This is a genomic window from Lachnoanaerobaculum sanguinis, assembly GCF_033242365.1.
Classification (GTDB): domain Bacteria; phylum Bacillota; class Clostridia; order Lachnospirales; family Lachnospiraceae; genus Lachnoanaerobaculum; species Lachnoanaerobaculum sanguinis.
Window position 1 is genome coordinate 1 of record NZ_BTHK01000011.1, and the last position, 26,127, is coordinate 26,127.

The window sequence follows — 26,127 nt, forward strand, 5'->3', positions numbered from 1 at the left end:
TTCAAATTTTTTGAAATATTTTTTATGTCAGAAAAGCCTTTAAAATAAGGGATTTAAAAGAATTGCATAAAACTAAATAGCTTATTAGAAATTTAAAACGTCGGAACTTTCATAGTACTTCGACGGAAGACGGGTATGAAAATTCGGTAAAGAGCTTGTATTATACTCGACAAAGTAATTTACAGGCTCTTTTGATATTATTTTCAATTTTACTGTATAAATATCCGCTTGAAAAAAAATATTAAAAGCATTATAATGTCAATGCAAATGATAGAAGTAAATACAATGGCTGATTATATTCATTTTAAGAACGTGCATTTATTTCAGATTGTTTGCAGATAAAATAAAAATAGATATGTCAATTATCGGCATCTATTTGTGAAGGGATGATCTTAGTGGCTAAAGAAAACCGAAATACTACAGGAAGTAAGGCATCAAAAGGCAGTGAAAGTGCAAATAAGAAAAAGATGTCACCGCAGGAGTTCTTACAGAAACTGGAGGAACTTGTAAATAAGGGCATGGCTTCTGACATGAAACTTAATATAGGTGAGATAAATGATTTTTTTGCGGGTACGGAGCTGAATGCCGACAACGTAGAGCAGATTTATTCTTACCTTGAGAACAAGGGTATTGAGATCAATGAAAACATCTCGGATGATATTAATATTGATATTGACAATATTGATAATATAGACAGTATTGCAGATGATGACTCACTACTCTTAGACGACGATGATGAGTTTGACAAGGACTCTGAAGAGGACATAGATCTCAGTGCGATTGACCTGCTTGAAGGTGTAGGTACTGAGGACCCTGTAAGAATGTATCTTAAAGAAATAGGTACTGTACCTCTCTTGACAGCAAATGAAGAGCTTGAATTGGCGAAAAGAAAACAGGATGGCGATGAATACGCAAAGCAGCGTCTTATAGAAGCTAACCTTCGTTTGGTTGTAAGTATTGCAAAGAGATACACAGGAAGAGGAATGAGTTTCCTTGACTTGGTACAGGAGGGTAATTTAGGCCTTATAAAAGGTGTAGAGAAGTTTGACTACACAAAGGGCTTTAAGCTTTCAACATATGCTACATGGTGGATCAGACAATCTGTAACAAGAGCACTTGCAGATCAGGCAAGAACCATAAGAGTTCCGGTACATATGGTAGAGACCATAAACAAGATGAGCAAAATGCAAAGAAAACTTACTTTGGAACTGGGTTATGAGCCAAGTGTTACAGAACTTGCAAATGCACTTGATATGACAGAAGAAAAGGTCATGGAAATAATGCAGATTGCAAGAGAGCCGGCATCTTTGGAGACTCCTATAGGTGAGGAAGATGATTCAAACCTTGGAGATTTTGTAGCCGATGCAAATGTTTTGACACCTGAGGGAAATGTCGAATCGGTAATGCTCAGAGAGCATATCGATACATTGCTTGGAGACTTGAAAGAAAGAGAAAGACAGGTTATTGTGCTTAGATTCGGTCTTGAGGATGGACATCCTAGAACCTTGGAGGAAGTAGGAAAAGAGTTTAAGGTAACAAGAGAGAGAATAAGACAGATTGAGGCTAAGGCTTTGAGAAAGCTCAGAAATCCTGTCAGATCAAAGAGAATCAGGGACTTTTTGGCGTGATGAAGAGAAATTTACAAAAAGAATTGGAAGATATTATAAAGAAAGAGGAAGCTTTGGGCAATCGCCCAAGGCTTCTTCTTCATGCCTGTTGCGGACCGTGTTCATCATATTGTATGGAATATTTGGAAAAGCATTTTGATTTGACTGTGTTTTTTTACAACCCGAATATTGATGACACCAAGGAATATAGGCTCAGGGTGGAAGAAGCAAAGAGGCTGATAGAAGAGATGGATTTTACTTCAGAGGTAAAATTTATTGAAGGAGATTATGATCCGAGTATTTTTCACAGCAGAATAAAGGGCTATGAAAATGAAAAAGAGGGCGGAAAAAGATGTGATATCTGCTTCGAGCTAAGACTGCATGAGGCTGCAAAAGCGGCATCAGATTACGGTTTTGACTATTTTACAACTTCTCTTACAATTTCACCTATGAAGAATGCCGAAAAACTTTGTGAAATAGGTGAAGAGGTGGCTAAAGAATATAATGTAAAGTATTTGCCAAGCGATTTTAAGAAGAAAAACGGATATAAGAGATCTGTGGATTTGTCTAAGGAACATGAGCTATACAGGCAGGATTATTGCGGATGCTCATTTTCAAAAAGAGAGTCGATTGAAAGAGCCAAGGCAAGAGAGAATATCGTTTGACGATTGGTATACTTTGATTTATAATTAATAGGTAATGTTTATATCAATGATCAAAAGATCTTGAAATATGAAAGGAAGATTATTATGTTAAGTAGAAAAATTACTATCAAGAATCCTTCAGGTTTGCACCTACGTCCGGCAGGAGTTCTGTCACAGACAGCAATGAAGTTTAAATCAGATATAATAATTGAGTACGGTGAGAAGAAGATAGTTGCTAAGAGCGTACTTAATGTTATGGCTGCAGGTATCAAGTCAGGCACAGAGGTAAATCTGATAGTTGAAGGTGATGACGAAGAGGAAGCAATGAAGACTTTGGTAGAGGCTATCGAGTCAGGCCTTGGTGAAAAATAATAAATAATTTTTCTATTTGTAACATATCATACTTGACAAATGCCTATATTTGGTGGTTAAATAATGCAATGTATTTTGTATTGTGCAAAATACGATGTTATAAAATGAGGTATAGATATGAAAGAAAGAAAAATCCGCCTTCTGTCGGTTGAAGACGCTAAGAACTTTGTTAAAGTTGCTACCGGGTGTGATTTTGATGTGGATTTATATGACAACAGTATCATGATTGACGCAAAATCTATTATAGGAGTGCTGAGCATGGACCTTAGACATGTTTTGGCAGTCAGATATTCAGGCGAGAACGAAGAATTGGAAGCTTTTTTAGATGACCATATGAAGGGAATCGAGAAAATAGCTTAAGCATATTTATGAAATATCATAAATGGTTTAAAATAAGCCGGCTTGACCGGTAGTTGTTTAACATACAGGCAGGTCTTTGACTTGCCTGTTTTTTCATATAGAAGAGACGGAAAGGTAATTATGAGAATAGGACATGGATATGATGTTCACAGACTTGTAGAAGGCAGAAAGCTTATAATCGGAGGAGTGGAGATAGAGCATACTCTGGGACTTCTCGGGCATTCGGATGCGGATGTGCTTTTACATGCGATAATGGACTCTTTACTTGGAGCTGCAGGACTTGGGGATATAGGAAAACATTTTCCGGATACAAAAGCGGAATATAAGGATGTAAGCAGTGTTGTGCTTTTGAAAAAAGTTGCTAATATACTTGACGAGAATGCATATATAATAGAAAATATAGATGCAACTGTTATTGCGCAAAAGCCTAAAATTGCTCCTCATATTGATAGGATGAAGGAAGTGATATGTGATACGCTGAGTATATCACCGAGCCAATTGAATATAAAGGCGACCACAGAAGAGGGGCTTGGCTTTACAGGAAATGAAAGCGGTATATCTGCGCACAGTGTCTGTCTGTTGAATTCGGTAAGAGATGCTTTTTATGTATCTACAGATTCAAAGGATTGCACCGGCTGCAACGGATGCCCAAGTAAAGGATAAAAGGAATTTTATGAAGATTTTTAATACACTTTCTAAAAGGAAAGAAGAGTTTGTACCTATTGAAGAGGGAAAAGTAAGAATGTATGTCTGCGGACCTACAGTCTACAATTTGATACATATCGGAAATGCCAGACCGATGATTTTCTTTGATACGGTAAGAAGATATTTTGAATACAGAGGATATGATGTAAACTATGTTTCAAACTTTACGGATGTTGATGATAAGATAATCAATAAGGCGATAGAAGAGGGCGTTGATGCCTCTGTAATTTCCACAAGATATATAAATGAATGTAAGAAAGATATGGAGGCAATGAATGTGCTTCCTGCAACAAAAAATCCTCTGGCAACAGAAGAGATAGGCGGTATGGAGGAGATGATATCAACTCTTATCGAAAACGGCCATGCATATGTGGCAAAGGACGGTACGGTATATTTCAGAGTAAAAAGCTTTGACGGATACGGTAAGCTTTCACATAAGAATATTGATGAACTTCAGTCCGGATTCAGAGAGATTAAGGTAACGGGTGAGGACAAAAAGGAAGACAGCAATGACTTCGTGCTTTGGAAACCTAAAAAAGACGGAGAGCCTTACTGGGATTCACCATGGTCAAAGGGAAGACCGGGATGGCATATAGAATGTTCCGTAATGAGTAAAAAATATCTTGGCGATCAGATAGATATCCATGGCGGCGGAGAAGACCTTATCTTCCCACATCATGAAAACGAGATAGCTCAGTCGGAGTCGGCAAGCGGAAAGAGCTTTGCAAATTATTGGATGCATAATGCGTTCTTAAATATTGACAATAAGAAGATGAGTAAATCTTTAGGTAATTTCTTTACAGTAAGAGATATCAGTGAGAAGTACGATCTTCAGGTATTAAGATTTTTTATGCTCTCCGCACACTACAGAAGTCCTCTTAATTTCTCGGCGGAGCTTATGGAAGCTTCAAAGAACAGCTTGGAGAGAATTCTTACAGGTGTTGAAAACTTAAAGGATGTTCAGAAGAAGAATAATACTTCACCGATTACAGATGCCGAGCTCTCAAATCTTGAGATGGCAAAGGTATTAAAGGATAAGTTTGTAGCCGCGATGGATGATGATTTCAATACGGCTGATGCGATAAGTGCTATATTTGAGCTTATAAAGCTTTCAAACACTTCATTAAATGAAAACAGCACAACAGAGTATGCAAACGGACTTTTAAATATAATAGAGCCGCTTTGTGACGTACTTGGAATTATTACAGAAAGAAAGACCGAAATTCTTGACAGCGAAATAGAGGATCTGATAGAGCAGAGAACTCAGGCCAGAAAGAATAAGGATTTTGCACTTGCTGATAAGATCAGAAACAATCTCCTTGAGAGAGGTATTGTACTTGAAGATACAAGAGAGGGAGTTAAATGGAAGAGATCTTAGATTATCTTCTGAAACCTTTTAATATAGAAAAAAGGGATGCAAAAGAGTTTTCTCCATTGGTACTGGCTTATATAGGTGATGCGGTATATGAACTTATAATAAGAAGTATTCTGGTATCAGGTGGAAACCGCCCGGTAAATAAACTTAATAAGGATGCCACTTCTCTTGTAAAAGCCGGAGCACAGGCACAAATTATAAAACTGATAAAGGATGAGTTAAGCGAGGAAGAGTTCACCATATTTAAAAGGGGTAGGAACTCTTCTCCGCATACCATGGCAAAGAATGCCAGTATGACTGATTATAAATATGCTACCGGATTTGAAAGTCTTATAGGTTTTTTATATCTGGACAATCAGTTTGACAGAGCGCTTGAACTTGTCAAAACCGGTCTTGACAGATTCTTGGAAAATAATGATATTGGAGTAAAGAATATATGAATGAAAATGCCATAGAAGGCAGAAATGTGGTAATAGAGGCTTTCAGAAGCGGTAAAACTGTTGACAAATTATACTTGCAGGACGGTTTGAAGGACTATACAGTTTCTACAATATTAAGAGAAGCCAAAAAGCACGGTACATATGTAAATTTTGTAAGTAAGGACAGACTTGACACAATGAGCGAGACCGGAAAGCATCAGGGAGTTATTGCCATAGTTGCTGCATATGAATATGCAAGTGTTGAGGATATACTGGAAAAGGCAAGACAAAAAAATGAGCCGCCTTTTGTATTTATTTTAGACGGCATAGAGGATCCGCATAATCTCGGTGCAATTATAAGAACAGCCAATCTCAGCGGTGCTCATGGAGTGATTATACCTAAACACAGAGCTGTAGGGCTTACTGCCGTAGTGGCAAGGGCTTCAGCAGGAGCTATAAATTATACGCCTGTTGCCAAAGTCACCAATATAAATAAAATCATGCAGGAGCTGAAAGATGCAGGAATGTGGTTTGTTTGTGCAGACATGGGCGGCGAAAGGATGTATAATATTGATTTGACGGGAAGTATCGGACTTGTAATAGGTAATGAGGGAGACGGAGTAAGTGAAAGCGTCAGGAAAAATTGCGATTTCATAGCTTCTATACCTATGAACGGTGATATTGATTCACTCAATGCATCCGTTGCCTGTGGTGTATTGGCTTATGAGATAGTCAGACAGAGGATTGCGAAAGGAGCAATATATGAAAAGTGATAAGAGAAAAGTTGTTCTTGTAGGATGCGGTATGGTCGGCATGAGCTACGCATATGCTATGTTAAACCAAAATGTTGTGGACGAGCTTGTTCTTATAGATGTAAATAAATTAAGAGCAGAGGGTGAAGCTATGGATTTAAACCATGGTCTTGCCTTTTCAGGCTCACATATGAGAATCTGGGCGGGAGATTACAGCGACTGTACAAATGCGGACATTGTCGTAATATGTGCAGGTGTTGCTCAGGCGCCGGGAGAGAGCAGAAGGGATCTTTTAAAGAGAAATATGGAAGTGTTCAAATCCATTATCGACCCTATTACGGAGAGCGGATTTAACGGAATATTCCTTGTTGCTACAAACCCTGTAGATATAATGACTGAGATTACATATAAGCTTTCGGGATTTAATCCGAGAAGAGTAATCGGATCGGGTACGGCACTTGACTCTGCAAGACTTAGATATCTTCTCGGCTCATATATACAGGCTGATCCGAGAAGCGTGCATGCCTATGTTATAGGCGAACATGGTGATTCGGAGTTTGTTCCTTGGTCAAATGCAATGCTTGCAACAAAGCCTATAACAGATCTTATAGCCGAATCAAAGGGCAAATTGAATATAGAAGAGCTTGATCGCATTGAAGACGATGTAAGAACGGCCGCTTATAAGATAATAGAAGCTAAGAGAGCTACATACTACGGTATAGGAATGAGCCTTACAAGAATTACAAAGGCAATACTGGGTGATGAGAACTCGGTTCTTACAGTATCTGCAAATCTTCGCGGTGAATACGGACAAAATGATGTATTCGTTGGAGTCCCATGTGTGATAAACAGTGCAGGAATCCAAAGAATACTTGAATTCTCTCTTACAGACGAGGAAAAGGCAAAGTTTGCAAAATCCTGTGAGGAGCTTAGAGCTACATATAAAGAGCTGGAAGAGAAATAAAATAGAGACATCTTTGTTTCATTTTGGAGGGTAGACTTGAAAGACAAATATTATTCTATTGGGAGAGTATCGGAAATATGTAATATTCCTATAAAGACTTTAAGATATTACGACAAAATAAATGTAATGGTTCCAAGTATAAGACAGGAAAACAATAATTACAGATATTATAGTCATGATCAAATGGTAAGGCTTTTTATCATAAAGAGGCTCAGATATATGGGCTTTTCGCTGGAAGAGGTTAGAAATATATTAAAAGAAGATAATATTCAAAAGATAGAACTTATAGTGACAAAAAAACAAAACTCCATAAAAGATGAAATTATTGAGCTCAATAAAAAGTATGAAGAAGCTGCTACTTTAAATAATAAAATTAAATCTGCGCAAAGAATACTTGAAGACAGTAATAATTACAATGTAGAAAGTTCTTTTAAGCTTGAAAAGCAAAGAGAAGTATATGTATTTGGTAAAACTACCATGATGCAGTCTTATAAGAACGAAAAAGTCAGTCTGGAAAAATGGATAGATATTATAGAGTCTGCAAAAGAAAGGAATCTGAATATTCAGGGTGATATACTTGTATCCTATCATACTGAGATGTTTGGACAATTTATTCACAGAGATTGTGAGGTGGAGTTTTCCATTGTAGTTGAAAATGATATCAAGGATGTTGAAGTAAAGAAATTCGGAAACTTTCTTGCCGCCAATGCTATACATGTCGGCGATTACAGCGATATAGTGCATACATATATTTCTCTGAAAAGATGGATAGAAGAAAACGAGCTTATGGTGGATGGACCTGTGACAGAAAGATTTATGCTTTCACCGGTGGATCTGCCTAATACAGATCGACATATAGTAAAAATAATAGTTCCGGTAAAACCGAGAAACTAATAATTGAATAAAGAGTATATTTATATACCGGTAAAAAGTCTCCCCTTAGGGGAGGCTTTTTTGTTTTACATAAATAAGGTTACAAAATTTTGAGATAGGCATAACTAACAAAAATATAAAGTTGATATTGTGTAAGATTACTTTCAAAAAATGGAAATATGCACAAAAGAAAGATTAAAGTTATTTTTTATTAAATTAATTATACGAAAATTTATTCTTTTAGCAATAAATTTATAGGAGACAAAAAGGAAATACAGATAAAATATATGTTAAATTCAGAAAAAATTAACTTGAATATACAATAGCTGTATATTCTAAGATAATAATTGAATAAAATAAGTTCTTAAACAAATAATAGTTAATTATTTAACATTTAAAAACAAAATATGTAGGAAAGGAGGACAGTATGGCGGGATTTATTATATCAAATACCATATCAAACATAATTGTATGTGGCCTATGGACATATATTTCAGCTATGTTTGCCGGTCCGCTGATAGCAACTTGGGTAGGCTTTGCAGGATGTACATCTTATTATGCAGCAGGTTGTGGTAAAAACGGTTTTATCAGATCATTATGCAGTAATATGGCAGGTATCTTTATCGGATGTACAATCATTTGGCTATGTGTAAATGTAAACGGAAGTCTATGGTTTAACGGATTGATAACAGGAATATTCAGTGGAGTTATCATCTATATCACACATTGTGATTTAACCAGATTTGCAACTTGCACATTTATGGGCGGCTTTAGTGCTTTTGCATCAGGTGGTAATTGGAAGATGTTGATTATTTGCTTTATCCTGGGAAATATCGTTGGGCTCGCATCGGATTATCTGGGTAGATTTATATTAGCAAAGTTTTTCAAGAAGACTGATAAAAAAGACTGGGTTATTGCTAAATTTTTAGAGGATTAAGAATCAAAAAGTAAGGGGTTTTAATATGAGCAAAATTTTAAAATTGGCATATGGCATGGAGAAGTCGGAAGGCTTTAATTACAGACTTGCCATGGAGGAAGCATCCAGGTGTCTTCTATGTGAAGATGCACCTTGTTCTAAGGGATGTCCGGCAGGGACAGACCCGGCTAAGTTCATTCGCTCACTGAGATTTAAGAACATAAAAGGTGCTGCAGAGACAATAAGAGAAAACAATCCTTTAGGTGGTTCATGTGCCTGGGTATGTCCTTATGACAGAATGTGTGAAGAAGAATGTAGTAGATGTGGAATAGACAAGCCTATACAGATCGGTAAAATACAAAGATATCTGGTTGAAGAAGAACAGACTATATCGGCAAAGTTTATCAGTGCCGGAGAAAAGATCGGAAAGAAGGTAGCGCTGATAGGTGCCGGACCTGCATCACTTGCTTGCGCAAGAGAGCTTGCACTTGCAGGAGTGGATACAACTGTTTTTGAAAAGCAGGCTAAGGCCGGTGGAGTTTTGAGATATGGTATTACACCTACAAGACTTCCCGACAGAGTTGTGGATTTTGATATAGAACTTATAAAAGAGCTGGGAGTAAAGTTTGAATTTAATAAGGAAATAAAATTTGAAGATATTCCTAAGCTAAAGAGTGAGTATGACGCCGTATTTGTCGGAGTCGGACTTTGGGATTCAAAGAAGGTTGCAGTAGAAGGCAGCGAGCTTAAGGGCGTTGAATCGGCTATTGATTTCTTGTTTAAAGCAAGAACCGGTGAGACAAAAGAGCTTCCGGAGAGAGTAATTGTAATCGGTGGTGGTGATGTAGCGATGGATTGTGCTACAACCGCAAGACAATTGGGTGCTGAGAAAACATGTATCTGCTATAGAAGAACTATAGAAGAAGCACCTGCAAATATTGAAGAGATTTCTTTTGTAAGAGAGATGGGAATTCCTATTTATACAGGATTTGCGCCTGAAAAGATCTGTGGGGAAAACGGTCATGTAAGAGCTCTTGTTGCAAAGGGAATGAAGGACGATAATGAGATGACACTTAAGGCAGATATGGTTATCTTTGCTATAGGTCAGGACCAGGTAGAGGATTATAAAGGACTTATGGCAGGTGATGGAGTATTCACCGGCGGTGACGCATTACATGGTGTCGGTATAACAGTGGTAGAGTCTGTTCATGAAGGAAAAGAAGCGGCTTACCAGATATTAGATTATATAAGGTGAGGAGATTAATATGGCTTTGAAAAAAGATTTATCAATAAATTTTTTAGGTGTTGATTGTGAGAATCCTTTTTTTCTATCTTCTTCACCTGTAGGCAGTAATTATGAAATGTGTGCCAAGGCACTGAGAGCCGGTTGGGGTGGTATTTTTTATAAAACAATAAGTGTTTTTATACCAAATGAATGTTCCCCAAGATTTGATATAGCCTCAAAAGAGGGAACACCTTGGACCGGATTTAAGAATATGGAGATGACTTCAGACAAGCCGAATGAAGTAAACTTTGAGTTCATTAGGCAATTAAAGAAGGATTTTCCGAATAAAGTGATAGTTTCAAGTATTATGGGCGCTAGTGATGACGAGTGGGCAATACTTGCGAAAGAGTCTGAAAAGGCCGGAGCGGATATGATTGAGTGTAATTTCTCATGTCCACAGATGACATCATCCACTATGGGTTCTGATGTAGGACAAAATCCTGATTTGGTAAAACATTATTGTGAAGTGGCTTCTTCAAGTACTAAATTGCCGATAATAGCAAAGATGACACCGAATCTTGGAAATATGGAGATTCCTGCAAGAGCCGCTATAGAAGGCGGTGCAAAAGGAATAGCTGCAATCAATACGGTAAAATCTATCACAAATCTTGATATAAACTTAAGAACAGGAATGCCTGTTGTAAACGGAAAATCTGCAATATCAGGGTATTCCGGAGCGGCGGTAAAACCTATTGCACTTAGATTTATATCAGATTTAATGCATGATCCTATTGTAAGTAAAGTTCCTATAACCGGAATGGGCGGTATAGAGACTTGGAGAGATTGTCTTGAGTTTTTGATGTTAGGTGCATCAAATCTTCAGGTAACAACTGCAGTAATGCAATATGGATATAGAATTGTTGAAGATATGATAAGCGGTATGTCACATTATATGAATGATTACGGAATCAATAAACTTCAGGATATAGTGGGCACTGCTGTAGGAAATATTGTAGGTGCCGATGATTTGGACAGATCATATAAGATTCTGGTTCAGATTGATAAAGAAAAATGTGTCGGATGTGGAAGATGTTATGTATCATGCTTTGATGCGGCACATCAGGCCATTGAATATGACTATGCAACCAGAGTACCTACAATAAATGAAGATAAATGTGTAGGATGTCATCTTTGCTTAAATGTTTGTCCGGTAATGCATTGTATACAACCGGGAAAACTTGTTTATAAGGATAAGAATGATAATCATACCATAAATTTAAAGGAAAATAATAGTTATCTATAATATATCAGGGGGGTTGATCTATGTTAGATTTAATTATTAAGGGTGGAACTGTAGTTACGGCAACGGATATGTTCCCATGTGACGTAGGTGTAAAAGACGGTAAGATTGTTGAGATGGGAATGAATCTTGATATGGATGCCAAGGAAGTAGTGGATGCTACAGGAAAACTTGTACTTCCGGGAGCATTGGATGTACATACCCATCTGGCCATGCCTTTTGGAGGAACAATTTCTGCAGACAGTTACCTTTCAGGTACCAGAGCTGCAGCCTGTGGAGGTGTTACTACAATATTTGACTATCCGGTTCAGAGAAAAGGTGGCACCATTATGGATTTGGTAAATTCCAAAAAAGCCATACTTGAAAAAGAAGCATGTGTGGACTGGGCATCTCATTGTATTATTACAGACTTTAATGACGGTCAGATACTTGAAGAGATGGAAGAAGCCGTTAAAGAAGGTATTACTTCTTACAAATGCTTCATGGTTTACAAAAAAGCCGGAATGATGGTGGATGACGGAATGTTTGCGACTTTGCTTCTCAGAGCAAAGGAACTTGGAGCATTGGTAAATGTTCATGCAGAGAATTCCGATATGATAGATTATTTTGAAGCTAAGTTTAAAAAAGAAGGAAACTTGAGTCCTTGGTATCACTATCTGGCACGTCAGGAGTTTGTTGAGGCTGAAGCCGACAGAAGAGCTTTGCATTGGTGTAAGCATTTGGATGCACCGCTCTACATTGTCCATATGGCTGACAAGGAAGGACTTGAAGCATGTATAGAAGGTAAGAAAGAGGGCGTACCTATTTATGTGGAGACCTGCCCACAGTATCTTGAGTTTACATGTGAGGTATATAAGAGAGAGGACGGAAGAAACTTTGTATGCTCACCTCCTATAAAGGGAGAGGAAAGCAGACAGGCTCTTTGGGAAGCTATAAAGAAAAATCAGGTTGATGTTGTTGCAACAGATCACTGCCCGTTCCAAAGTTATGAAAAGGATTGGGGTATAGACGACTTTACAAAGATTCCAAACGGATGTGCAGGTGTAGAAAATATGTATCCGTATATGCTTGATGCAGCTAATTCAGGTAAAATCACTTTCTCACAGGCGGTAGCTCTTTGCTCAACAAATCCGGCAAGAATATTCGGATGTGATAAGAAGGGCGGAGTCATAGTAGGGAATGATGCGGATATAGTTATTTATGACAGGGATAAGGATTTTACAATAAGTATAAATAATATGCATTCCGACTATGACCATACCATATGGGAAGGAAAGAAGCTTCATGGATATCCTGTAAAGACATTCCTTAGAGGACAGCTTGTCTATGATAACGGAGATTTCGTTGGAAAGCCGGGAATGGGTAGATTCGTAAAGAGAGTACCTAGAAGTTAAAGTATTAATGATTGTATTTTACTGTCACTGCTTTATATATAGGTAGTGGCAGTACGATTTTAAATAATATGTTGTTTTAATAGGGGGTAATATGTATAAGTGTAGCGAAGATAGAATGGCAGATAAAATCAAGACCATGAGTCAGTTTGGTGATGCAGGACATGGCGGTATCACAAGATATTCTCTTTCAAAAGAAAATCTTATGGCAAGAGCTGAATTCAAAAGAAGAATGGAAGCTATCGGTGCAAAGATTAAGACCGATGATATGGCAAATATGTATGCAACATTAGAGGGTAGCGATCCTACCTTACCTGCAATTGTTATGGCTTCACATTCAGATTCGGTTAGAAACGGTGGAAACTATGACGGTATTTTAGGTGTAATGGGAGCTATGGAGGTCTTGGAGACTGTTGCAGAACAGAAGATACCTCATAAACACAATCTTGTAGCAATGATTTGGACCAATGAGGAAGGTTCATTATATCCACCGGCTATGATGTCATCAGGTGTTATCTGTAACGATTATTTGCCTGAAGAGATTGGAAAGAAGTTTAAGCATGAGGACATGCTGGCATCAACCTCGGTTCTTGATAAGAATAAGACATTTAAAGAGGCTCTTGAAGCAAGCGGCTATAAGGGAGATGTAGCAAACAGATTAAATCCTAAGGATTATAAGGCAATGTTCGAGCTTCATATTGAGCAGGGACCTATCCTTGAGGCTGCAAAGAATGATATCGGAATAGTTACCTGTGTTCTTGGAATGATAAACTACAGAATCAAAGCGTTCGGACAGTCAGATCATGCAGGAACAACTCCTATGCCATATAGAAAAGATGCATTATATGCAGCTGCAAAGCTTTTACAGTATCTTCATGATGAGCTTGATAAGCTTGATAAGGCATTAGTATATACCACAGGTGAGATAGTATGTCATCCAAATGTACATACAGTTATTCCTGATTTTGTAGAGTTCTCAATTGATGCAAGACATGAGGATCCTAAGGTTATAGAGCAGGTTGTTGAAGTAATAAAGAATATGCCGAAGGAAATAGTAGGCTGTACTACAGGTTATGAGAGGGCATGGTCACGAGACACAGTTTACTATGATGAGAAGCTGGTAGGTTATGTAACAGAAGCTGTAAATGAGCTCGGATATTCAAATCAGAGAATTAACTCAGGTGCAGGACATGATGCACAGTTTGTAAGTTATATGATGCCTACTACAATGATATTTGTACCTTCAAAGGACGGACACTCACATTGCGAAGAGGAGTTTACACCGGTTGAGCAGTGTACAAAGGGTGCCAGCGTACTTTTGAATGCAGTATTGAAGTGTGATGCTCAATAATATGATTTAAGTGTTGGGGTCAAATATTTTGGCCCCAACATTACAGTAGAACAGAGGTGTGAAATGAGTGTTAGAAAAGTAGCGGAATTAAATTACAATATGACAACTGCCGATGCAAATAATGTTGACGGAAAAATACCGTTTGGAAGACAGTTTGATTTTATCGGTGATGTTGAAACAGAGTTGATGATATTAAATGACGGAGATGAATCTTTGTGCCTTGGATATACAGATGTTGAACTGTATGAAGATGCGTATGTAGGTGATCAACTTAATTTTAGAGCAGAGATGCTAAAGGTGGGAAATACATCAAGAACCTGTAGAATAAGTACATATAAGGTTGCAACACCTGCGTATAGAATGGGTATCAAAGATGCAAATCCGGGAGATATGTATTATTTTGATCCTCCAAAATTGATTACTGAAGGTACTGTAGTACTTGTAGTAAAGAAAGAATTACAACGTGGAAATCAGCCAAGTGGTGAAGTTATTGACCCTTGGAGAGAACTTGATCTTTAATAAGGGGGTATTATGAGTACTGAAGTTACATTAAGATATAGAATGTCCGATAGAGATGTTTTCTACGGTGGAGGAGTTGTAAACGGTGCAAGGTCTATTACTTTGATGGAAGATACCGCAAACAGATTGATGACTAAGGTTTATGGAAATCAGAGCAGATGTGCAAAGGTAAGAAAAGTAAGATTGTTTGTGCCATGTTTTGCCGGAGATTATATGGAGTATAAGGCGAGACTTTTGGGTGAAGAAAACGGAAGAGCAATTATCGAAGTGCGTTCATTTAAGGTTGCGGTTATCCCTGAGGAGCCTGAGTTTGAAAGCTCTATAGATGTTTTGGAGGATCCTCCTCTTTCAACTGTATGTATTTTTGAATATGTTATTCCTGCAAAGAAGGAGAAAAAGAAAGCAAAAGCCCTTGAGGGGCTGAAAGTTCTTGATCTTACACATGCATATAACGGTCCTTTCTGTACCGCACTTTTAGCAGACAACGGTGCTGAGGTTATAAAGATAGAGCCTCTTACAGGTGATCAGTCAAGATATTGGCCTCCAATGGATGACAATAGCGGTGAGAGCGGATTTTATGCATTTATAAACAGAAATAAAAAAGGAGTTACTCTTAACTTAAAGACTGAAAAAGGAAGAGAGATTTTCTATGACCTTGTCAGAGAGGCTGATGTGGTGGTAGAAAACTTCAGAGTCGGAGTAACAAAGAAATTACAAGTTGACTATGAGACATTAAAGAAGATAAATCCGAGAATAATTTATGCTTCAGGTAGCGGATTCGGACAGTACGGCCCGTTCTCAAACAGACCATGTTATGATATCGTAGCACAGGCTCTCGGAGGAATGATAAATCTTACAGGTTATATGGATGCACCACCTGTAAAATGCGGTGTGTCGGTAGCTGATAATGTTACAGGTATTTACCTATGTGTAGGTGTACTTATGGCTCTTTACAGAAGAAATATAAGCGGTGAAGGCCAGCAGGTAGATGTAGCTATGGCGGATACTATATTTACATTGCTTGAAAATGCGATAATATATACAACTCTTAAGGGAATAATACCTCAGAGACAGGGAAATATAGATGCGACAGTATCACCTTTTAATGTATATGAGGCTAAAGACGGATATATTGCTTTAGGAGTAGGTACAGATAAGCTGTTTAAGGTATTCTGTGATGTGATCGGAAGACCTGATCTTGTTACGAATGAGAAATTTGCAACCAATGATCTCAGAATCAAAAATTACAATGACGGTTTACACGAAATAATTGTGGACTGGGTTAAGCAAAGAGGTAAGGCTGAAGTGGAGAGTATGTTTGAAGAGGTCGGAATACCTTGCGGACAGATACTTGATATGAAGGAAGCTATTGAGCATCCTCATTTTAAAGCAAGAGAGATGATGGTACATGTTGAACATCCTACAATTGGAGATATGTATATACAGGGTTGCCCTATAAAGCTTAGTGAAACACCGGGAAGTGTAGATACACCTGCACCTTTACTTGGACAGCATAATAAAGAGGTTTACGGCTTTGATGATGAAACATTAAAGCAATTAAAAGAAGAAGGCATAATCTAGTGGAGGAAAAGAAATGGATCTTAATTTTTCCAAAGCACAGCTGATGCTGAAAAAAACAGTGGCTGACTTCAGCGAAAATATGGTAAAACCCAGAGCTGAAGAAATAGATAGAAGCGGTAAATTCCCAAAGGATCTATTCCTGGAAATGACAAAGATGGGGCTAACAGGTATAGGAACCGAGGAAAAATACGGAGGTAGCGGCGGTAGCGATATTGAAAAGATAATTGCTGTAGAAGAAATAGCAAAACATTGCGGTTCTACCGCTGCAACACTTTCAATACATACTATATTTGCTTCAGTACTGGGAAAGTTCGGTACTGAAGAACAAAAACAAAAGTATTTACCTGTAGTATGTGCAGGTGGAGAGTTGGGGGCATTTGCCCTCACCGAGCCGAATGCCGGATCTGATGCGGGAAGTGCAAGAACAACTGCAATATTTGATGAGAGTACACAAGAGTATGTTCTAAACGGTACAAAATGCTTTATAACAGGTGGCGGTTTGGCAAAGTATGTATTGGTATTTGCTCTTACATCACCTGAATTAAAGACCAAGGGGCTTAGTTGTATACTTGTGGAGCGTGGAACACCGGGATTTTCAATAGGTAAGATTGAAGATAAGATGGGACTGCATGGCTCTGAAACGGCAGAGCTGATATTTGATAATTGCAGAGTTCCTAAAGAAAATCTTATCGGTCCTCTTGGAAAGGGCTTTAAGATTGCAATGACTGCACTTGACGGTGCGAGGATAGGAATTGCCGCACAGGCTGTGGGAATAGCGGCAGGTGCATTGGATGAAAGCGTAAAGTACACAAAAGAAAGAGTACAATTTGGCAGACCGATTTCTTCATTGCAGGGATTACAGTGGTATCTGGCAGAAATGGCTACAAAGGTTGAATGTGCAAGATGGATGACCTACAGAGCTGCAAACTTGAAAGTCAGTGGAATGCCACATACAAAAGAGGCGGCAATGGCAAAGCTTAATGCATCAAAAGTAGCTGTTGAAGTAACGGATAAAGCATTGCAGATACATGGTGGTTATGGATATATGAGAGATTATCCATTGGAAAGAATGTATCGTGATGCAAAAATAACAGAAATATACGAAGGTACTTCAGAGATTCACAAGGTTGTTATAGCCAGAGAAGTGCTGAAATAGGGGGTATTATGAAAATCATTGTATGTATAAAGCAGGTGCCAAATACAAGTGAGGTCAAGATTAACCCTGAGACAAAAACACTTATCAGAGACGGAGTGGAGAGTATAATAAATCCGGATGATAAAAATGCCCTAGAAGCGGCATTAAGGTTAAAGGATGAAAAAGGTGCGCAGGTCGTTGTACTTAGTATGGGACCTATGCAGGCAAAAGAGGCTTTACTTGAAGCTTTGGCTATGGGGGCGGACAGCGCTTATCTTATAAGTGACAGAAAATTCGGCGGATCCGATACTTGGGCTACAGCAACTATATTGGCAGCGGCTATAGAAAAAATCGGAGGTTATGACCTTATAATATGCGGTAGACAGGCTATAGACGGTGATACTGCACAGGTTGGACCTGAAATAGCGGAATTCCTTAATATTCCACAGGTGACATATGCCAAAGAGCTGAAACTTAAAGACGGTGCGGTAACTGTTAAGAGATATTGTGAATCAAAGGACTATGAATTTGAAGTTAAACTGCCTGCCCTTATTACAGCTATTAAGGAACTTAATACTGTAAGATATCCAAGTGTAAAGGGGATCTTCAAGGCTTATGAGAGCGATGAGGAGTTGGTAGAGGTGTTGACCTTTGATGATTTGAATGTAGATGAAACACAGATAGGTATTAAGGGATCGCCTACAAATGTACACCGCTCGTTTGTACCTGTAAAAGAAAAACATAGTGAGTTTATAGAAGGAAATACAGCTATGGAAAAGGCTAAACTTCTTTTAACAAAGCTATACGAAAATAAATTGATACAGTCCGGAGGTGCCAAGTAGTGGAAAGAGCAAAGGTAAATCAAGACATTAATCTAAATGCCTATAAAGATGTATGGGTACTTGCGGAATCTGTAAACGGTAAGATATTACCTATAACATTGGAGCTTATGGGTGAGGGAAGAAAACTTGCAAATGAGCTTGGAAAGCAACTTGCAGTTATTGTACCCGGATACAATATAGAAGAGGCTGCAGGGGAGCTTGTGGAGTATGATGTTGATACGGTATACTATGTAGAACATGAGCTTTTAAAAGACTTTTCAACATTTGGTTTTGTTGAAGTATTATCAAAAGAAGTAAAGAAAAGAAAACCTGAAGTGCTCTTAGTAGGGGCAACTTCAATCGGCAGGGACATAGGACCGAGACTTGCTGCAAGACTTGGAACAGGACTTACTGCAGATTGTACCGGACTCGAGGTGGATGCAGAAGATAAGAAGCTTCTTATGACAAGACCGGCTTTTGGCGGAAATATTATGGCGACTATTATATGTCCTAAAAACAGACCTCAAATGGCTACAGTAAGACCGGGAGTAATGGCAAGAGCCAAGAAAACAGGTAAGTCGGGTGCAATTTTTGAGAAAATTATCCCTGAACTTAAAGAAGAGGATATAAGAACAAAACTGTTAGGAACAGTTGAGCATGACAAAGAACGAGTAAATCTGACAGATGCCAAGATTATAGTATCCGGAGGAAGAGGTATCAAAAATAAGGACGGTTTTGCTTTGATTGAAAGTCTGGCTAAAGCTTTGGGCGGTGAAGTCGGTTCATCACGTGCCTGTGTGGATGCAGGATGGATAGATTCTTCTCATCAGGTAGGACAAACAGGAACTACAGTAAGACCCGATCTTTATATTGCTTGCGGTATATCGGGAGCTATACAGCATTTGGCAGGAATGAGTGAGTCAAAGTATATTGTTGCAATAAACACAGATAAAAATGCACCTATATTTGATATTTGTGATTATGGCATTGTAGGTGATTTAAAAGAAATCATACCGGCTCTTGTTTCAAGTATAGAATCGGGAGAGTTTACATTATAGTCGATTGTCGGTAATTTTGAATATGGGGTGGCTGATGCTGCCCCTGATTTTGTTTATTTAAGGTTTGAAAAATTAAGGAGGAGATATGGAAGAAGTATGTGTTAAAAATAAAATGGAGGTGGAACCGATAAAATCTCTAATTTTAAAGATGTCCATACCGCCTCTTATTTCTATGTGCATGCAATACTCTTACAATCTTTTGGATTGTATATTTGTATCATGTGTCAGCGAGAAATCATTAAGCGCTGTATCAATAATTTTTCCTATTACTACACTTTATATTGCTATAGCCATTTGGATTGGAGTAGGAGTAAGTGTGCTTGTAGCAAAATACCTCGGGGAAAAGGATGAGGAAAAGGCTAATACGATAGTTGCCAATGGAATAATAGTGTCTTTTGTTGTGAGCAGTTTGGTAACTTTTATAACAATGAACATTATGAGGGGATTTATACTTTCATTTACAAGTGATCCGGAGACTATCGGTTTGGCACTGGAGTATATGGATATATGTGTATTTATGGCAATTCCATGTGCAGTACATATTTGTATACAAAAAGTATTGCAGGGAACCGGAAATATGCTGGCACCTATGTGCTTTCAAATAGCGGGTGTATTAACCAATCTTATATTTGATCCTATACTTATATTCGGATACTTCGGATTTAAACCGATGGGAGTGAAAGGTGCTGCTATTGCAACAGTTATGGGATATACTGTCTCTACTATTTTGGCATTTTTGGTATTGATATTCCAAAAGCAAAAGGTTAAACTCGGTTTAAAATACTTTATACTTCGGTTTAATCATATAATGGATATCTTTGTAGTGGGTTTTCCGTCTTTTATAATGAATGTGCTTGGTGCGGCAATGGTATATAATACAAATCTCTTTTTGAAACAATATTCGGAGATTGCAATAGCTTTTTTTGGAGCGTATTTTAAGATACAGCAGATGGTAATAATGACATTAAACGGACTTATACAGGGATGTATACCTGTTATGAGCTATAACTACGGTGCAAAAAGAGAGGACAGATTAAAGGAGAGTCTAAAGATAGGCACAATTGTTGCAATAATACTTACATCATTCAGTATAGTAATGCTTTGGACTTTTACAAAAAATATATTGCTGACCTTTAATCCTCCGAAAGAGATGTTTGAGTTTGGAATTTTTGGTATCAGGATAATGAGTCTTAGCTATGTATTTGTTGGAATTACCACAATGATTGCATCATATATGCAGTCCACAAAGAATGTAGGCAAAAGCATATTGATAAATCTTTGCAGACAACTTTTGGTACTGGTTCCGGTGATATTTGTCGGCTCAAAGACATTCGGTATAAAAGGAATATGGAGCGCATTTTTGATAACGGAGTTGATTTGTGTAGTGTTCAGCTTTGTACTATATAAGAATACAAAAATAGATATGGAAAATATTGGTAGTAGATAGCGCTTTATTTAAACTATAACATATATAAATACAATTATGTTCTGTATATTTTAGAAACAATATGTTATAATTTGGTTAGATAAACCTAACTAAAGCGAATATAGTTTTATATACAGGAGGATTATTATGGCGGAAAAAGGACATGAATTCCTGGCAAGAATTGGTAAGACAAGGCTTAGACCGGGAGGAATAGAGGCAACTAACTGGCTGCTTGAAAAGGCTGATATTAAGGAGGACTCAAAAGTTCTTGAGGTTGCCTGCAATATGGGGACTACTTTAGTTCATATAGCAAAAAAATATGGATGTGATATTGTGGGGGTGGATCTTGATGAGAAGGCAATTGAAAAGGCTGAGAAGAAAATAAAAGATAATGGATTGGAGAACAAAGTAAAAGCCATATGTGGAAATGCATTTGATCTGCCTTTTGAAGATGAGAGTTTTGATGTGGTAATCAATGAAGCGATGCTTACAATGCTTTTGGGAGATCAAAAGGAAAAAGCTTTAAGAGAGTATTATAGGGTATTAAAACCGGGTGGAATGGTAGTAACTCAGGATGTGGTTTTAATTACAGATAATAATGAAAGGGCGAAGGAGCTTCGAATAGGACTTAGCAGAGCTATAAATGTAAATGTTGAACCTCTTTTGAGCGATGGTTAGGAATCCTGCTTTGAAAGGGTCGGATTTAAAGTGGAAAGTAAAACAGGCCCTATGACACTTATGAGTATTCCGGGAATGATGAAAGATGAGGGAATATTCGAAGCATTAAGTATTATAAAAACAGGATTACAGGAATTTAATAAAGAATATTTTCAGAGAATGCGCTCTTTTATGATGGATAATAAAAGGGAACTTGGGTATATTTGTTTTGCAGGAAGAAAAGCGTAAACAATAAAAAATTACTTGCAAATATTGCGCTCATATGCTAATATTGTCAAGTAATGAGCCGGTGTGGCGGAATGGCAGACGCGACAGACTCAAAATCTGTTATTCGAAAGGGTGTGCGAGTTCGAGTCTCGCCACCGGCATTAGACTGTATGAGGAATTCATACAGTTTTTTTAATGCAAAAATATTTTACATTAAAAATATAGTATCAAATCGGATATAAAGGGATAAAATTGGACATTGCATAGAAAGTTTTAAAATTCTTCCTATAAAATGGAAAAGTAAGTCTTTTTATGCTAGAATACATCAAAGAATTTTTATAAGACTTTTATAAAGGTGGCAATATGGATTATAGTAAAGAAGCTTTAAAATTACATGAGGAAAACGGCGGTAAGATTGCCGTTGTAAGTAAAATAAAAATAAATAACAGAGATGATTTGAGTACTGCATACACTCCCGGAGTAGCACAACCTTGTAGAGAGATTGCAAAGGATCCTGAAAATGTGTGGAAGTATACTGCAAAGAAAAATCTTGTGGCGGTAGTTTCAGACGGAACGGCTGTGCTTGGACTTGGAGATATAGGCCCGAAGGCCGCAATGCCTGTAATGGAGGGTAAGGCAATACTTTTTAAAGAGTTCGGTGATGTGGACGCTTTTCCTATATGCGTAGATACAAAGGATACGGAGGAGATAATAAAGACTGTAAAGAATATTGCGCCATGCTTCGGTGGAATAAACCTGGAGGATATTGCCTCACCGAAATGCTTTGAAATAGAAGAAAGACTTGAGAAAGAACTTGAGATACCTGTATTTCATGATGACCAGCACGGTACCGCAATAGTTGTTACAGCGGCACTTATTAATGCTCTCAAGCTTGTAAAAAAGGAAATGTCTGAAATAAAAGTTGTGCTGAACGGACCCGGAAGCGCCGGTACTGCAATTATAAAAATGCTTTTGGAATCAGGTGTGAAGGATATAACGGCCTGTGATGAGTTCGGTATACTGTATAAGACCAGACCTCAGGGTATCAAAGATCATAAGGAGTGGCTGTGTACAGTTACCAATCTTAACGATATGAGAGGAAACTTATCTGATGCTCTTGCAGGTGCGGATGTGTTTATAGGAGTTTCTGTAGCAAATATCCTTACCGAGGATATGATAAAGACAATGGCTGACAAGCCGATAGTCTTTGCCATGGCAAATCCGAACCCTGAGATTTCATATGACGAGGCAATAAAAGCAGGGGTAGCTGTAATGGGAACCGGAAGAAGTGACAGACCGAATCAAATCAATAATGTACTTGCTTTCCCGGGTATATTCAGAGGGGCGCTTAATGCAGGCGCAAGAGATATTAATTATGATATGAAAAAGGCGGCGGCAAAGGCTATTGCGGAGTATATAAAGCCTGAGGATCTTAATGCGGAAAATATTATACCTTCCGCACTTGATAAGTCGGTGGCGCAGGCTGTAGCCAAGTCGGTAGAAAAAGCCGCTATAGATAGCGGTGCTGTCAGAAAGTAGGATATAGTTATGGAAGATATAAAAGAGATATTTTTATTTTCATATAATGAATTGAAAAAAGTAAAAACGATTACGACAGTTGCAATGTTTGTGGCACTGTCAATTATACTTGGTGCTTTTACCGTTCAAATAGGAAATTTCCTAAAAATCGGTTTTTCCTCATTGACTACTGTAAGTATAGGATATTTGTTCGGACCGATAGTCGGAAGTATATTCGGTGCAATTACCGATATTGTAAAATATATGATAAAGCCTACCGGACCTTTCTTTCCGGGATTTACATTTAATGCTGTTATAGCAGGCCTTATATATGGAAGTGTTCTATATAAAAAGCCTGTTTCGATAACAAGGATATTGGTAGCTGAAGTTTTGGTAAGCTTTTTATGTAATATATTGCTTGGTACACTTTGGCTCAATATATTATACGGAAAAGCCTTCCTTGCTATTTTACCTATGAGAGCGGTAAAAAACATGATTTTACTTCCTATAAACAGTTTTATGGCATTTGCTATATTAAAGTTTATGGAGCAGCATAACTTAAGAAAAAACTTCGATTAGAAGTATTAAAATACAACTCACGAAAATACTATAAAAGCTGTGAAATAAAAATAAAAATAATTTTAAAAAAGTGCTTGCAATCGGTTTTTGTTTGTGCTATCCTAGTATGGCTGTGACATTGATAGCTAAGAAGCATAGGTTGCCGTTTACGGGTTTTATGTGGAGCGAAGGTCATGTTGCAAAAACTGGCGACAAGTCACTGTACAAACAGCATCTCATATTGAGTATTTTCGTGGGTTAGTCACTATGACACGCACGGAAGAGTGTACAGTCACCACTTGTCAATTTCTTTTATAAAGATTGAAAAGGAGGCGGCTTTTTTTATGGCAAATCAGGTAATGAGAATCACATTAAAAGCTTATGATCATCAATTAGTTGACAGCTGTGCTGCAAGAATTGTTGATACTGTAAAGAAGACAGGAGCAGCTGTTTCAGGACCTGTTCCACTACCAACAAAGAAGGAAGTGGTTACTATCCTTAGAGCTGTACATAAGTACAAAGACTCTCGTGAGCAGTTCGAGCAGAGAACACACAAGAGACTGATTGATGTCATTGCACCATCACAGAAGACTGTTGATGCACTTTCCAGATTGGAAATGCCTGCAGGTGTGAACATAGACATCAAAATGAAGAGTAGATAATCCGCTAAATAGCGTTAATCCTGCTCTAGGATGAGCACAGAGTGCTCCGCTGTAGAATAAACCAGGAGGTATATTAATGAAGAAGGCAATACTTGCTAGAAAAGTCGGTATGACACAGATTTTCGATGAGAACGGTGTGTTAATACCTGTAACAGTTCTTCTTGCAGGACCATGTGTTGTTACACAGGTTAAGACAGAGGAAAATGACGGATACAATTCAGTTCAGGTTGCATATGGACAGATCCGTACAAAGTTGGTTAATAAGGCTAAGGCAGGTCACCTTGCTAAGGCAGGAGTTGAGAAGACTGTTGTAGAGAACGGTGACAAGAAGAGAGAAGTTTTTGCTGCCGGAAGATTTATCAGAGAGTTCAAGTTTGAGAATGCATCAGAGTATGCTCCAAAGGCTGAAATCAAAGCAGATATCTTCGCTGCAGGAGATAAGGTTGATGCAACTGCTATCTCAAAGGGTAAAGGATTCCAGGGTGCTATTAAGCGTCATGGACAGTCAAGAGGACCTATGAGTCACGGTTCCAAGTTCCACCGTCATCAGGGTTCAAACGGTTCATCTTCAGATCCAAGCCATGTATTTAAGGGCAAAGGAATGCCTGGACATATGGGCGCAAAGAAGGTAACTACACAGAATCTTGAAATCGTAAGAGTTGATGCAGATAAGAACCTTATCCTTGTAAAGGGTTCAATGCCGGGTTCAAAGAAGGCTCTAATAACATTAAAAGAAACTGTTAAGAAGAAATAACTAACAGAAAGGAGGAACACAAATGGCTAATATATCAGTATTTAATATTGAAGGAAAAGAAGTAGGTAGTATAGAATTAAATGATGCTGTGTTCGGAGTTAATGTTAACGAGCATTTAGTTCATATGGCAGTTGTTGCACAGTTGGCAAACAAGCGTCAGGGAACACAAAAGGCAAAGACCCGTTCCGAAGTTAGTGGTGGCGGAAGAAAGCCTTGGAAGCAAAAAGGTACAGGACATGCACGTCAGGGTTCAACAAGATCACCTCAGTGGAAGGGTGGCGGTGTTGTATTCGCACCTACTCCAAGAGATTATACAATCAACTTAAATAAAAAAGAGAAGAGAATTGCTCTTAAGAGTGCCCTTACAAGCAGAGTTCTTGAGAACAAGTTCATCGTTGTTGATGATTTCGCAATGAGCGAGATTAAGACAAAGAAAATGCAGCAGACTTTAAATAACTTAAATGTTAAGAAGGCGCTTGTTGTATGTGCTGAGAATGAGAAGAACACTGTACTTTCTGTTAGAAATATTTACGGTGTTAAGGCTGCTTCACCTAAGACTATCAATGTATATGATATCTTAAAGTACAATACAGTAGTTGCTTCAAAGGACGCTGTTAAGACTATAGAGGAGGTATATGCGTAATGGCAAATATTCAATACTATGACGTAATACTTAAGCCGGTTATTACAGAGAAGAGCATGCTCGGCATGACAGATAAGAAATATACTTTCCTTGTACATCCTGACTCAAACAAGACAATGATCAAAGAAGCGGTTGAGAAGATGTTTGACGGCGTTAAGGTTTCAAAAGTAAATACTATGAACCAGGATGGAAAGACAAGAAGAAGAGGAATGACAACAGGTAAGACTGCAAAAGTTAAGAAGGCTATTGTATGGCTTACAGAGGATAGCAAAGAGATCGAGTTGTTCCAGGGCTTATAAAGCAACAAAAGTTG

The 26,127-nt window shown here is 38.0% G+C and carries 29 protein-coding genes and 1 tRNA gene; all 30 read left to right on the plus strand.

Features of this window, described 5'->3' with window-relative positions; genetic code table 11:
- Positions 1-386 precede the first annotated feature (386 nt).
- The 30 genes from rpoD to rplW all read left to right on the plus strand — a co-directional run bounded on the left by rpoD (position 387) and on the right by rplW (position 26,113).
- Complete coding sequence (gene rpoD / locus SBH76_RS08285; protein ID WP_432706865.1) at positions 387-1,628, plus strand: RNA polymerase sigma factor RpoD; 1,242 nt, start codon at positions 387-389, stop codon at positions 1,626-1,628.
- The gene (locus tag SBH76_RS08290) at positions 1,628-2,272 is read left to right on the plus strand and encodes an epoxyqueuosine reductase QueH (RefSeq protein ID WP_317977529.1); all 645 of its coding nucleotides are present in this window, start codon (positions 1,628-1,630) and stop codon (positions 2,270-2,272) included. Before rpoD ends, SBH76_RS08290 begins: the two co-directional genes overlap by 1 nt.
- An 84-nt stretch (positions 2,273-2,356) precedes the next feature.
- Positions 2,357-2,623 carry an HPr family phosphocarrier protein gene (locus SBH76_RS08295; RefSeq protein ID WP_007593403.1) on the plus strand — a complete coding sequence of 89 codons (267 nt, stop codon included), beginning with the start codon at positions 2,357-2,359 and terminating at the stop codon, positions 2,621-2,623.
- 117 nt (positions 2,624-2,740) lie between these two features.
- Positions 2,741-2,983 carry an HPr family phosphocarrier protein gene (locus SBH76_RS08300; protein WP_009663010.1) on the plus strand — a complete coding sequence of 81 codons (243 nt, stop codon included), beginning with the start codon at positions 2,741-2,743 and terminating at the stop codon, positions 2,981-2,983.
- Positions 2,984-3,103: 120 nt separating this feature from the next.
- Entirely contained in the window at positions 3,104-3,646 is a 543-nt protein-coding gene (gene ispF / locus SBH76_RS08305; RefSeq protein ID WP_317977461.1) for a 2-C-methyl-D-erythritol 2,4-cyclodiphosphate synthase, read from the plus strand.
- A 10-nt stretch (positions 3,647-3,656) separates the two neighbouring features.
- Positions 3,657-5,066 (plus strand): cysteine--tRNA ligase, encoded by a 1,410-nt coding sequence (gene cysS / locus SBH76_RS08310; protein WP_317977462.1) that lies wholly within the window; start codon positions 3,657-3,659, stop codon positions 5,064-5,066.
- Positions 5,051-5,503: a Mini-ribonuclease 3 gene (locus SBH76_RS08315; protein WP_034213163.1), complete on the plus strand. Its 453-nt coding sequence runs from the start codon at positions 5,051-5,053 to the stop codon at positions 5,501-5,503. Before cysS ends, SBH76_RS08315 begins: the two co-directional genes overlap by 16 nt.
- Entirely contained in the window at positions 5,500-6,255 is a 756-nt protein-coding gene (rlmB, locus tag SBH76_RS08320; RefSeq protein ID WP_317977463.1) for a 23S rRNA (guanosine(2251)-2'-O)-methyltransferase RlmB, read from the plus strand. Before SBH76_RS08315 ends, rlmB begins: the two co-directional genes overlap by 4 nt.
- On the plus strand, positions 6,245-7,198 hold the full coding sequence (locus tag SBH76_RS08325) for an L-lactate dehydrogenase (RefSeq protein WP_315035378.1): 954 nt from the start codon (positions 6,245-6,247) through the stop codon (positions 7,196-7,198). Before rlmB ends, SBH76_RS08325 begins: the two co-directional genes overlap by 11 nt.
- Before the next feature lie 36 nt (positions 7,199-7,234).
- On the plus strand, positions 7,235-8,092 hold the full coding sequence (locus SBH76_RS08330) for a MerR family transcriptional regulator (RefSeq protein WP_317977464.1): 858 nt from the start codon (positions 7,235-7,237) through the stop codon (positions 8,090-8,092).
- A 406-nt stretch (positions 8,093-8,498) separates the two neighbouring features.
- Entirely contained in the window at positions 8,499-9,008 is a 510-nt protein-coding gene (locus SBH76_RS08335) for a DUF1097 domain-containing protein (protein WP_007593390.1), read from the plus strand.
- 25 nt (positions 9,009-9,033) lie between these two features.
- Positions 9,034-10,242, plus strand: a complete 1,209-nt coding sequence (locus SBH76_RS08340) for an FAD-dependent oxidoreductase (protein WP_317977465.1) — start codon at positions 9,034-9,036, stop codon at positions 10,240-10,242.
- 10 nt (positions 10,243-10,252) lie between these two features.
- Entirely contained in the window at positions 10,253-11,515 is a 1,263-nt protein-coding gene (gene preA / locus SBH76_RS08345) for an NAD-dependent dihydropyrimidine dehydrogenase subunit PreA (protein WP_317977466.1), read from the plus strand.
- A 20-nt stretch (positions 11,516-11,535) separates the two neighbouring features.
- Positions 11,536-12,906 carry a dihydropyrimidinase gene (gene hydA, locus SBH76_RS08350; RefSeq protein ID WP_317977467.1) on the plus strand — a complete coding sequence of 457 codons (1,371 nt, stop codon included), beginning with the start codon at positions 11,536-11,538 and terminating at the stop codon, positions 12,904-12,906.
- A 91-nt stretch (positions 12,907-12,997) separates the two neighbouring features.
- The gene (locus SBH76_RS08355; protein ID WP_317977468.1) at positions 12,998-14,254 is read left to right on the plus strand and encodes a Zn-dependent hydrolase; all 1,257 of its coding nucleotides are present in this window, start codon (positions 12,998-13,000) and stop codon (positions 14,252-14,254) included.
- Positions 14,255-14,317: 63 nt separating this feature from the next.
- Entirely contained in the window at positions 14,318-14,773 is a 456-nt protein-coding gene (locus SBH76_RS08360; RefSeq protein ID WP_007593385.1) for a hypothetical protein, read from the plus strand.
- A gap of 12 nt (positions 14,774-14,785) precedes the next feature.
- Positions 14,786-16,354, plus strand: coding sequence for a CoA transferase (locus SBH76_RS08365; RefSeq protein WP_317977469.1), 1,569 nt, complete (start codon positions 14,786-14,788; stop codon positions 16,352-16,354).
- A gap of 13 nt (positions 16,355-16,367) precedes the next feature.
- Positions 16,368-17,510 carry an acryloyl-CoA reductase gene (acrC, locus tag SBH76_RS08370; protein ID WP_317977470.1) on the plus strand — a complete coding sequence of 381 codons (1,143 nt, stop codon included), beginning with the start codon at positions 16,368-16,370 and terminating at the stop codon, positions 17,508-17,510.
- 8 nt (positions 17,511-17,518) lie between these two features.
- On the plus strand, positions 17,519-18,331 hold the full coding sequence (locus SBH76_RS08375; protein WP_007593381.1) for an electron transfer flavoprotein subunit beta/FixA family protein: 813 nt from the start codon (positions 17,519-17,521) through the stop codon (positions 18,329-18,331).
- A complete protein-coding gene (locus SBH76_RS08380; RefSeq protein ID WP_317977471.1) occupies positions 18,331-19,368 on the plus strand; it encodes an electron transfer flavoprotein subunit alpha/FixB family protein in 1,038 nt (345 codons plus the stop codon). The genes SBH76_RS08375 and SBH76_RS08380 overlap by 1 nt, the downstream gene beginning before the upstream one ends.
- An 85-nt stretch (positions 19,369-19,453) precedes the next feature.
- Positions 19,454-20,815, plus strand: coding sequence for an MATE family efflux transporter (locus SBH76_RS08385; protein ID WP_317977472.1), 1,362 nt, complete (start codon positions 19,454-19,456; stop codon positions 20,813-20,815).
- A gap of 126 nt (positions 20,816-20,941) precedes the next feature.
- Positions 20,942-21,472, plus strand: a complete 531-nt coding sequence (locus tag SBH76_RS08390; RefSeq protein ID WP_317977473.1) for a class I SAM-dependent methyltransferase — start codon at positions 20,942-20,944, stop codon at positions 21,470-21,472.
- 51 nt (positions 21,473-21,523) lie between these two features.
- Complete coding sequence (locus tag SBH76_RS08395; protein ID WP_317977474.1) at positions 21,524-21,700, plus strand: hypothetical protein; 177 nt, start codon at positions 21,524-21,526, stop codon at positions 21,698-21,700.
- A 57-nt stretch (positions 21,701-21,757) separates the two neighbouring features.
- A tRNA-Leu gene (locus SBH76_RS08400) sits at positions 21,758-21,840 on the plus strand.
- A 202-nt stretch (positions 21,841-22,042) separates the two neighbouring features.
- Positions 22,043-23,218: an NAD(P)-dependent malic enzyme gene (locus tag SBH76_RS08405; protein WP_317977475.1), complete on the plus strand. Its 1,176-nt coding sequence runs from the start codon at positions 22,043-22,045 to the stop codon at positions 23,216-23,218.
- A gap of 9 nt (positions 23,219-23,227) precedes the next feature.
- The gene (locus SBH76_RS08410) at positions 23,228-23,776 is read left to right on the plus strand and encodes a folate family ECF transporter S component (protein ID WP_317977476.1); all 549 of its coding nucleotides are present in this window, start codon (positions 23,228-23,230) and stop codon (positions 23,774-23,776) included.
- A gap of 323 nt (positions 23,777-24,099) precedes the next feature.
- Positions 24,100-24,417: a 30S ribosomal protein S10 gene (rpsJ, locus tag SBH76_RS08415; protein ID WP_007593367.1), complete on the plus strand. Its 318-nt coding sequence runs from the start codon at positions 24,100-24,102 to the stop codon at positions 24,415-24,417.
- A gap of 76 nt (positions 24,418-24,493) precedes the next feature.
- Complete coding sequence (gene rplC, locus SBH76_RS08420) at positions 24,494-25,171, plus strand: 50S ribosomal protein L3 (RefSeq protein ID WP_034213126.1); 678 nt, start codon at positions 24,494-24,496, stop codon at positions 25,169-25,171.
- 22 nt (positions 25,172-25,193) lie between these two features.
- Positions 25,194-25,814: a 50S ribosomal protein L4 gene (gene rplD / locus SBH76_RS08425; protein ID WP_007593364.1), complete on the plus strand. Its 621-nt coding sequence runs from the start codon at positions 25,194-25,196 to the stop codon at positions 25,812-25,814.
- Positions 25,814-26,113 (plus strand): 50S ribosomal protein L23, encoded by a 300-nt coding sequence (gene rplW, locus SBH76_RS08430; protein WP_007593360.1) that lies wholly within the window; start codon positions 25,814-25,816, stop codon positions 26,111-26,113. Before rplD ends, rplW begins: the two co-directional genes overlap by 1 nt.
- Positions 26,114-26,127 lie beyond the last annotated feature (14 nt).

What these genes read in the sequence shown, in the direction of transcription:
- SBH76_RS08315 (WP_034213163.1), top strand. Translation starts at nt 5,051, where the DNA reads ATGGAAGAGATCTTAGATTATCTTCTGAAACCTTTTAATATAGAAAAA.
- hydA (WP_317977467.1), top strand. Translation starts at nt 11,536, where the DNA reads ATGTTAGATTTAATTATTAAGGGTGGAACTGTAGTTACGGCAACGGAT.
- rpoD (WP_432706865.1), top strand. Translation starts at nt 387, where the DNA reads ATGATCTTAGTGGCTAAAGAAAACCGAAATACTACAGGAAGTAAGGCA.
- SBH76_RS08360 (WP_007593385.1), top strand. Translation starts at nt 14,318, where the DNA reads ATGAGTGTTAGAAAAGTAGCGGAATTAAATTACAATATGACAACTGCC.
- preA (WP_317977466.1), top strand. Translation starts at nt 10,253, where the DNA reads ATGGCTTTGAAAAAAGATTTATCAATAAATTTTTTAGGTGTTGATTGT.
- SBH76_RS08335 (WP_007593390.1), top strand. Translation starts at nt 8,499, where the DNA reads ATGGCGGGATTTATTATATCAAATACCATATCAAACATAATTGTATGT.
- SBH76_RS08290 (WP_317977529.1), top strand. Translation starts at nt 1,628, where the DNA reads ATGAAGAGAAATTTACAAAAAGAATTGGAAGATATTATAAAGAAAGAG.
- rplD (WP_007593364.1), top strand. Translation starts at nt 25,194, where the DNA reads ATGGCTAATATATCAGTATTTAATATTGAAGGAAAAGAAGTAGGTAGT.
- rplC (WP_034213126.1), top strand. Translation starts at nt 24,494, where the DNA reads ATGAAGAAGGCAATACTTGCTAGAAAAGTCGGTATGACACAGATTTTC.
- SBH76_RS08340 (WP_317977465.1), top strand. Translation starts at nt 9,034, where the DNA reads ATGAGCAAAATTTTAAAATTGGCATATGGCATGGAGAAGTCGGAAGGC.
- SBH76_RS08375 (WP_007593381.1), top strand. Translation starts at nt 17,519, where the DNA reads ATGAAAATCATTGTATGTATAAAGCAGGTGCCAAATACAAGTGAGGTC.
- SBH76_RS08390 (WP_317977473.1), top strand. Translation starts at nt 20,942, where the DNA reads ATGGCGGAAAAAGGACATGAATTCCTGGCAAGAATTGGTAAGACAAGG.
- rplW (WP_007593360.1), top strand. Translation starts at nt 25,814, where the DNA reads ATGGCAAATATTCAATACTATGACGTAATACTTAAGCCGGTTATTACA.
- cysS (WP_317977462.1), top strand. Translation starts at nt 3,657, where the DNA reads ATGAAGATTTTTAATACACTTTCTAAAAGGAAAGAAGAGTTTGTACCT.
- SBH76_RS08405 (WP_317977475.1), top strand. Translation starts at nt 22,043, where the DNA reads ATGGATTATAGTAAAGAAGCTTTAAAATTACATGAGGAAAACGGCGGT.
- SBH76_RS08325 (WP_315035378.1), top strand. Translation starts at nt 6,245, where the DNA reads ATGAAAAGTGATAAGAGAAAAGTTGTTCTTGTAGGATGCGGTATGGTC.
- SBH76_RS08355 (WP_317977468.1), top strand. Translation starts at nt 12,998, where the DNA reads ATGTATAAGTGTAGCGAAGATAGAATGGCAGATAAAATCAAGACCATG.
- rlmB (WP_317977463.1), top strand. Translation starts at nt 5,500, where the DNA reads ATGAATGAAAATGCCATAGAAGGCAGAAATGTGGTAATAGAGGCTTTC.
- rpsJ (WP_007593367.1), top strand. Translation starts at nt 24,100, where the DNA reads ATGGCAAATCAGGTAATGAGAATCACATTAAAAGCTTATGATCATCAA.
- SBH76_RS08410 (WP_317977476.1), top strand. Translation starts at nt 23,228, where the DNA reads ATGGAAGATATAAAAGAGATATTTTTATTTTCATATAATGAATTGAAA.
- SBH76_RS08395 (WP_317977474.1), top strand. Translation starts at nt 21,524, where the DNA reads ATGACACTTATGAGTATTCCGGGAATGATGAAAGATGAGGGAATATTC.
- acrC (WP_317977470.1), top strand. Translation starts at nt 16,368, where the DNA reads ATGGATCTTAATTTTTCCAAAGCACAGCTGATGCTGAAAAAAACAGTG.
- SBH76_RS08385 (WP_317977472.1), top strand. Translation starts at nt 19,454, where the DNA reads ATGGAAGAAGTATGTGTTAAAAATAAAATGGAGGTGGAACCGATAAAA.
- SBH76_RS08300 (WP_009663010.1), top strand. Translation starts at nt 2,741, where the DNA reads ATGAAAGAAAGAAAAATCCGCCTTCTGTCGGTTGAAGACGCTAAGAAC.
- SBH76_RS08295 (WP_007593403.1), top strand. Translation starts at nt 2,357, where the DNA reads ATGTTAAGTAGAAAAATTACTATCAAGAATCCTTCAGGTTTGCACCTA.
- SBH76_RS08365 (WP_317977469.1), top strand. Translation starts at nt 14,786, where the DNA reads ATGAGTACTGAAGTTACATTAAGATATAGAATGTCCGATAGAGATGTT.
- ispF (WP_317977461.1), top strand. Translation starts at nt 3,104, where the DNA reads ATGAGAATAGGACATGGATATGATGTTCACAGACTTGTAGAAGGCAGA.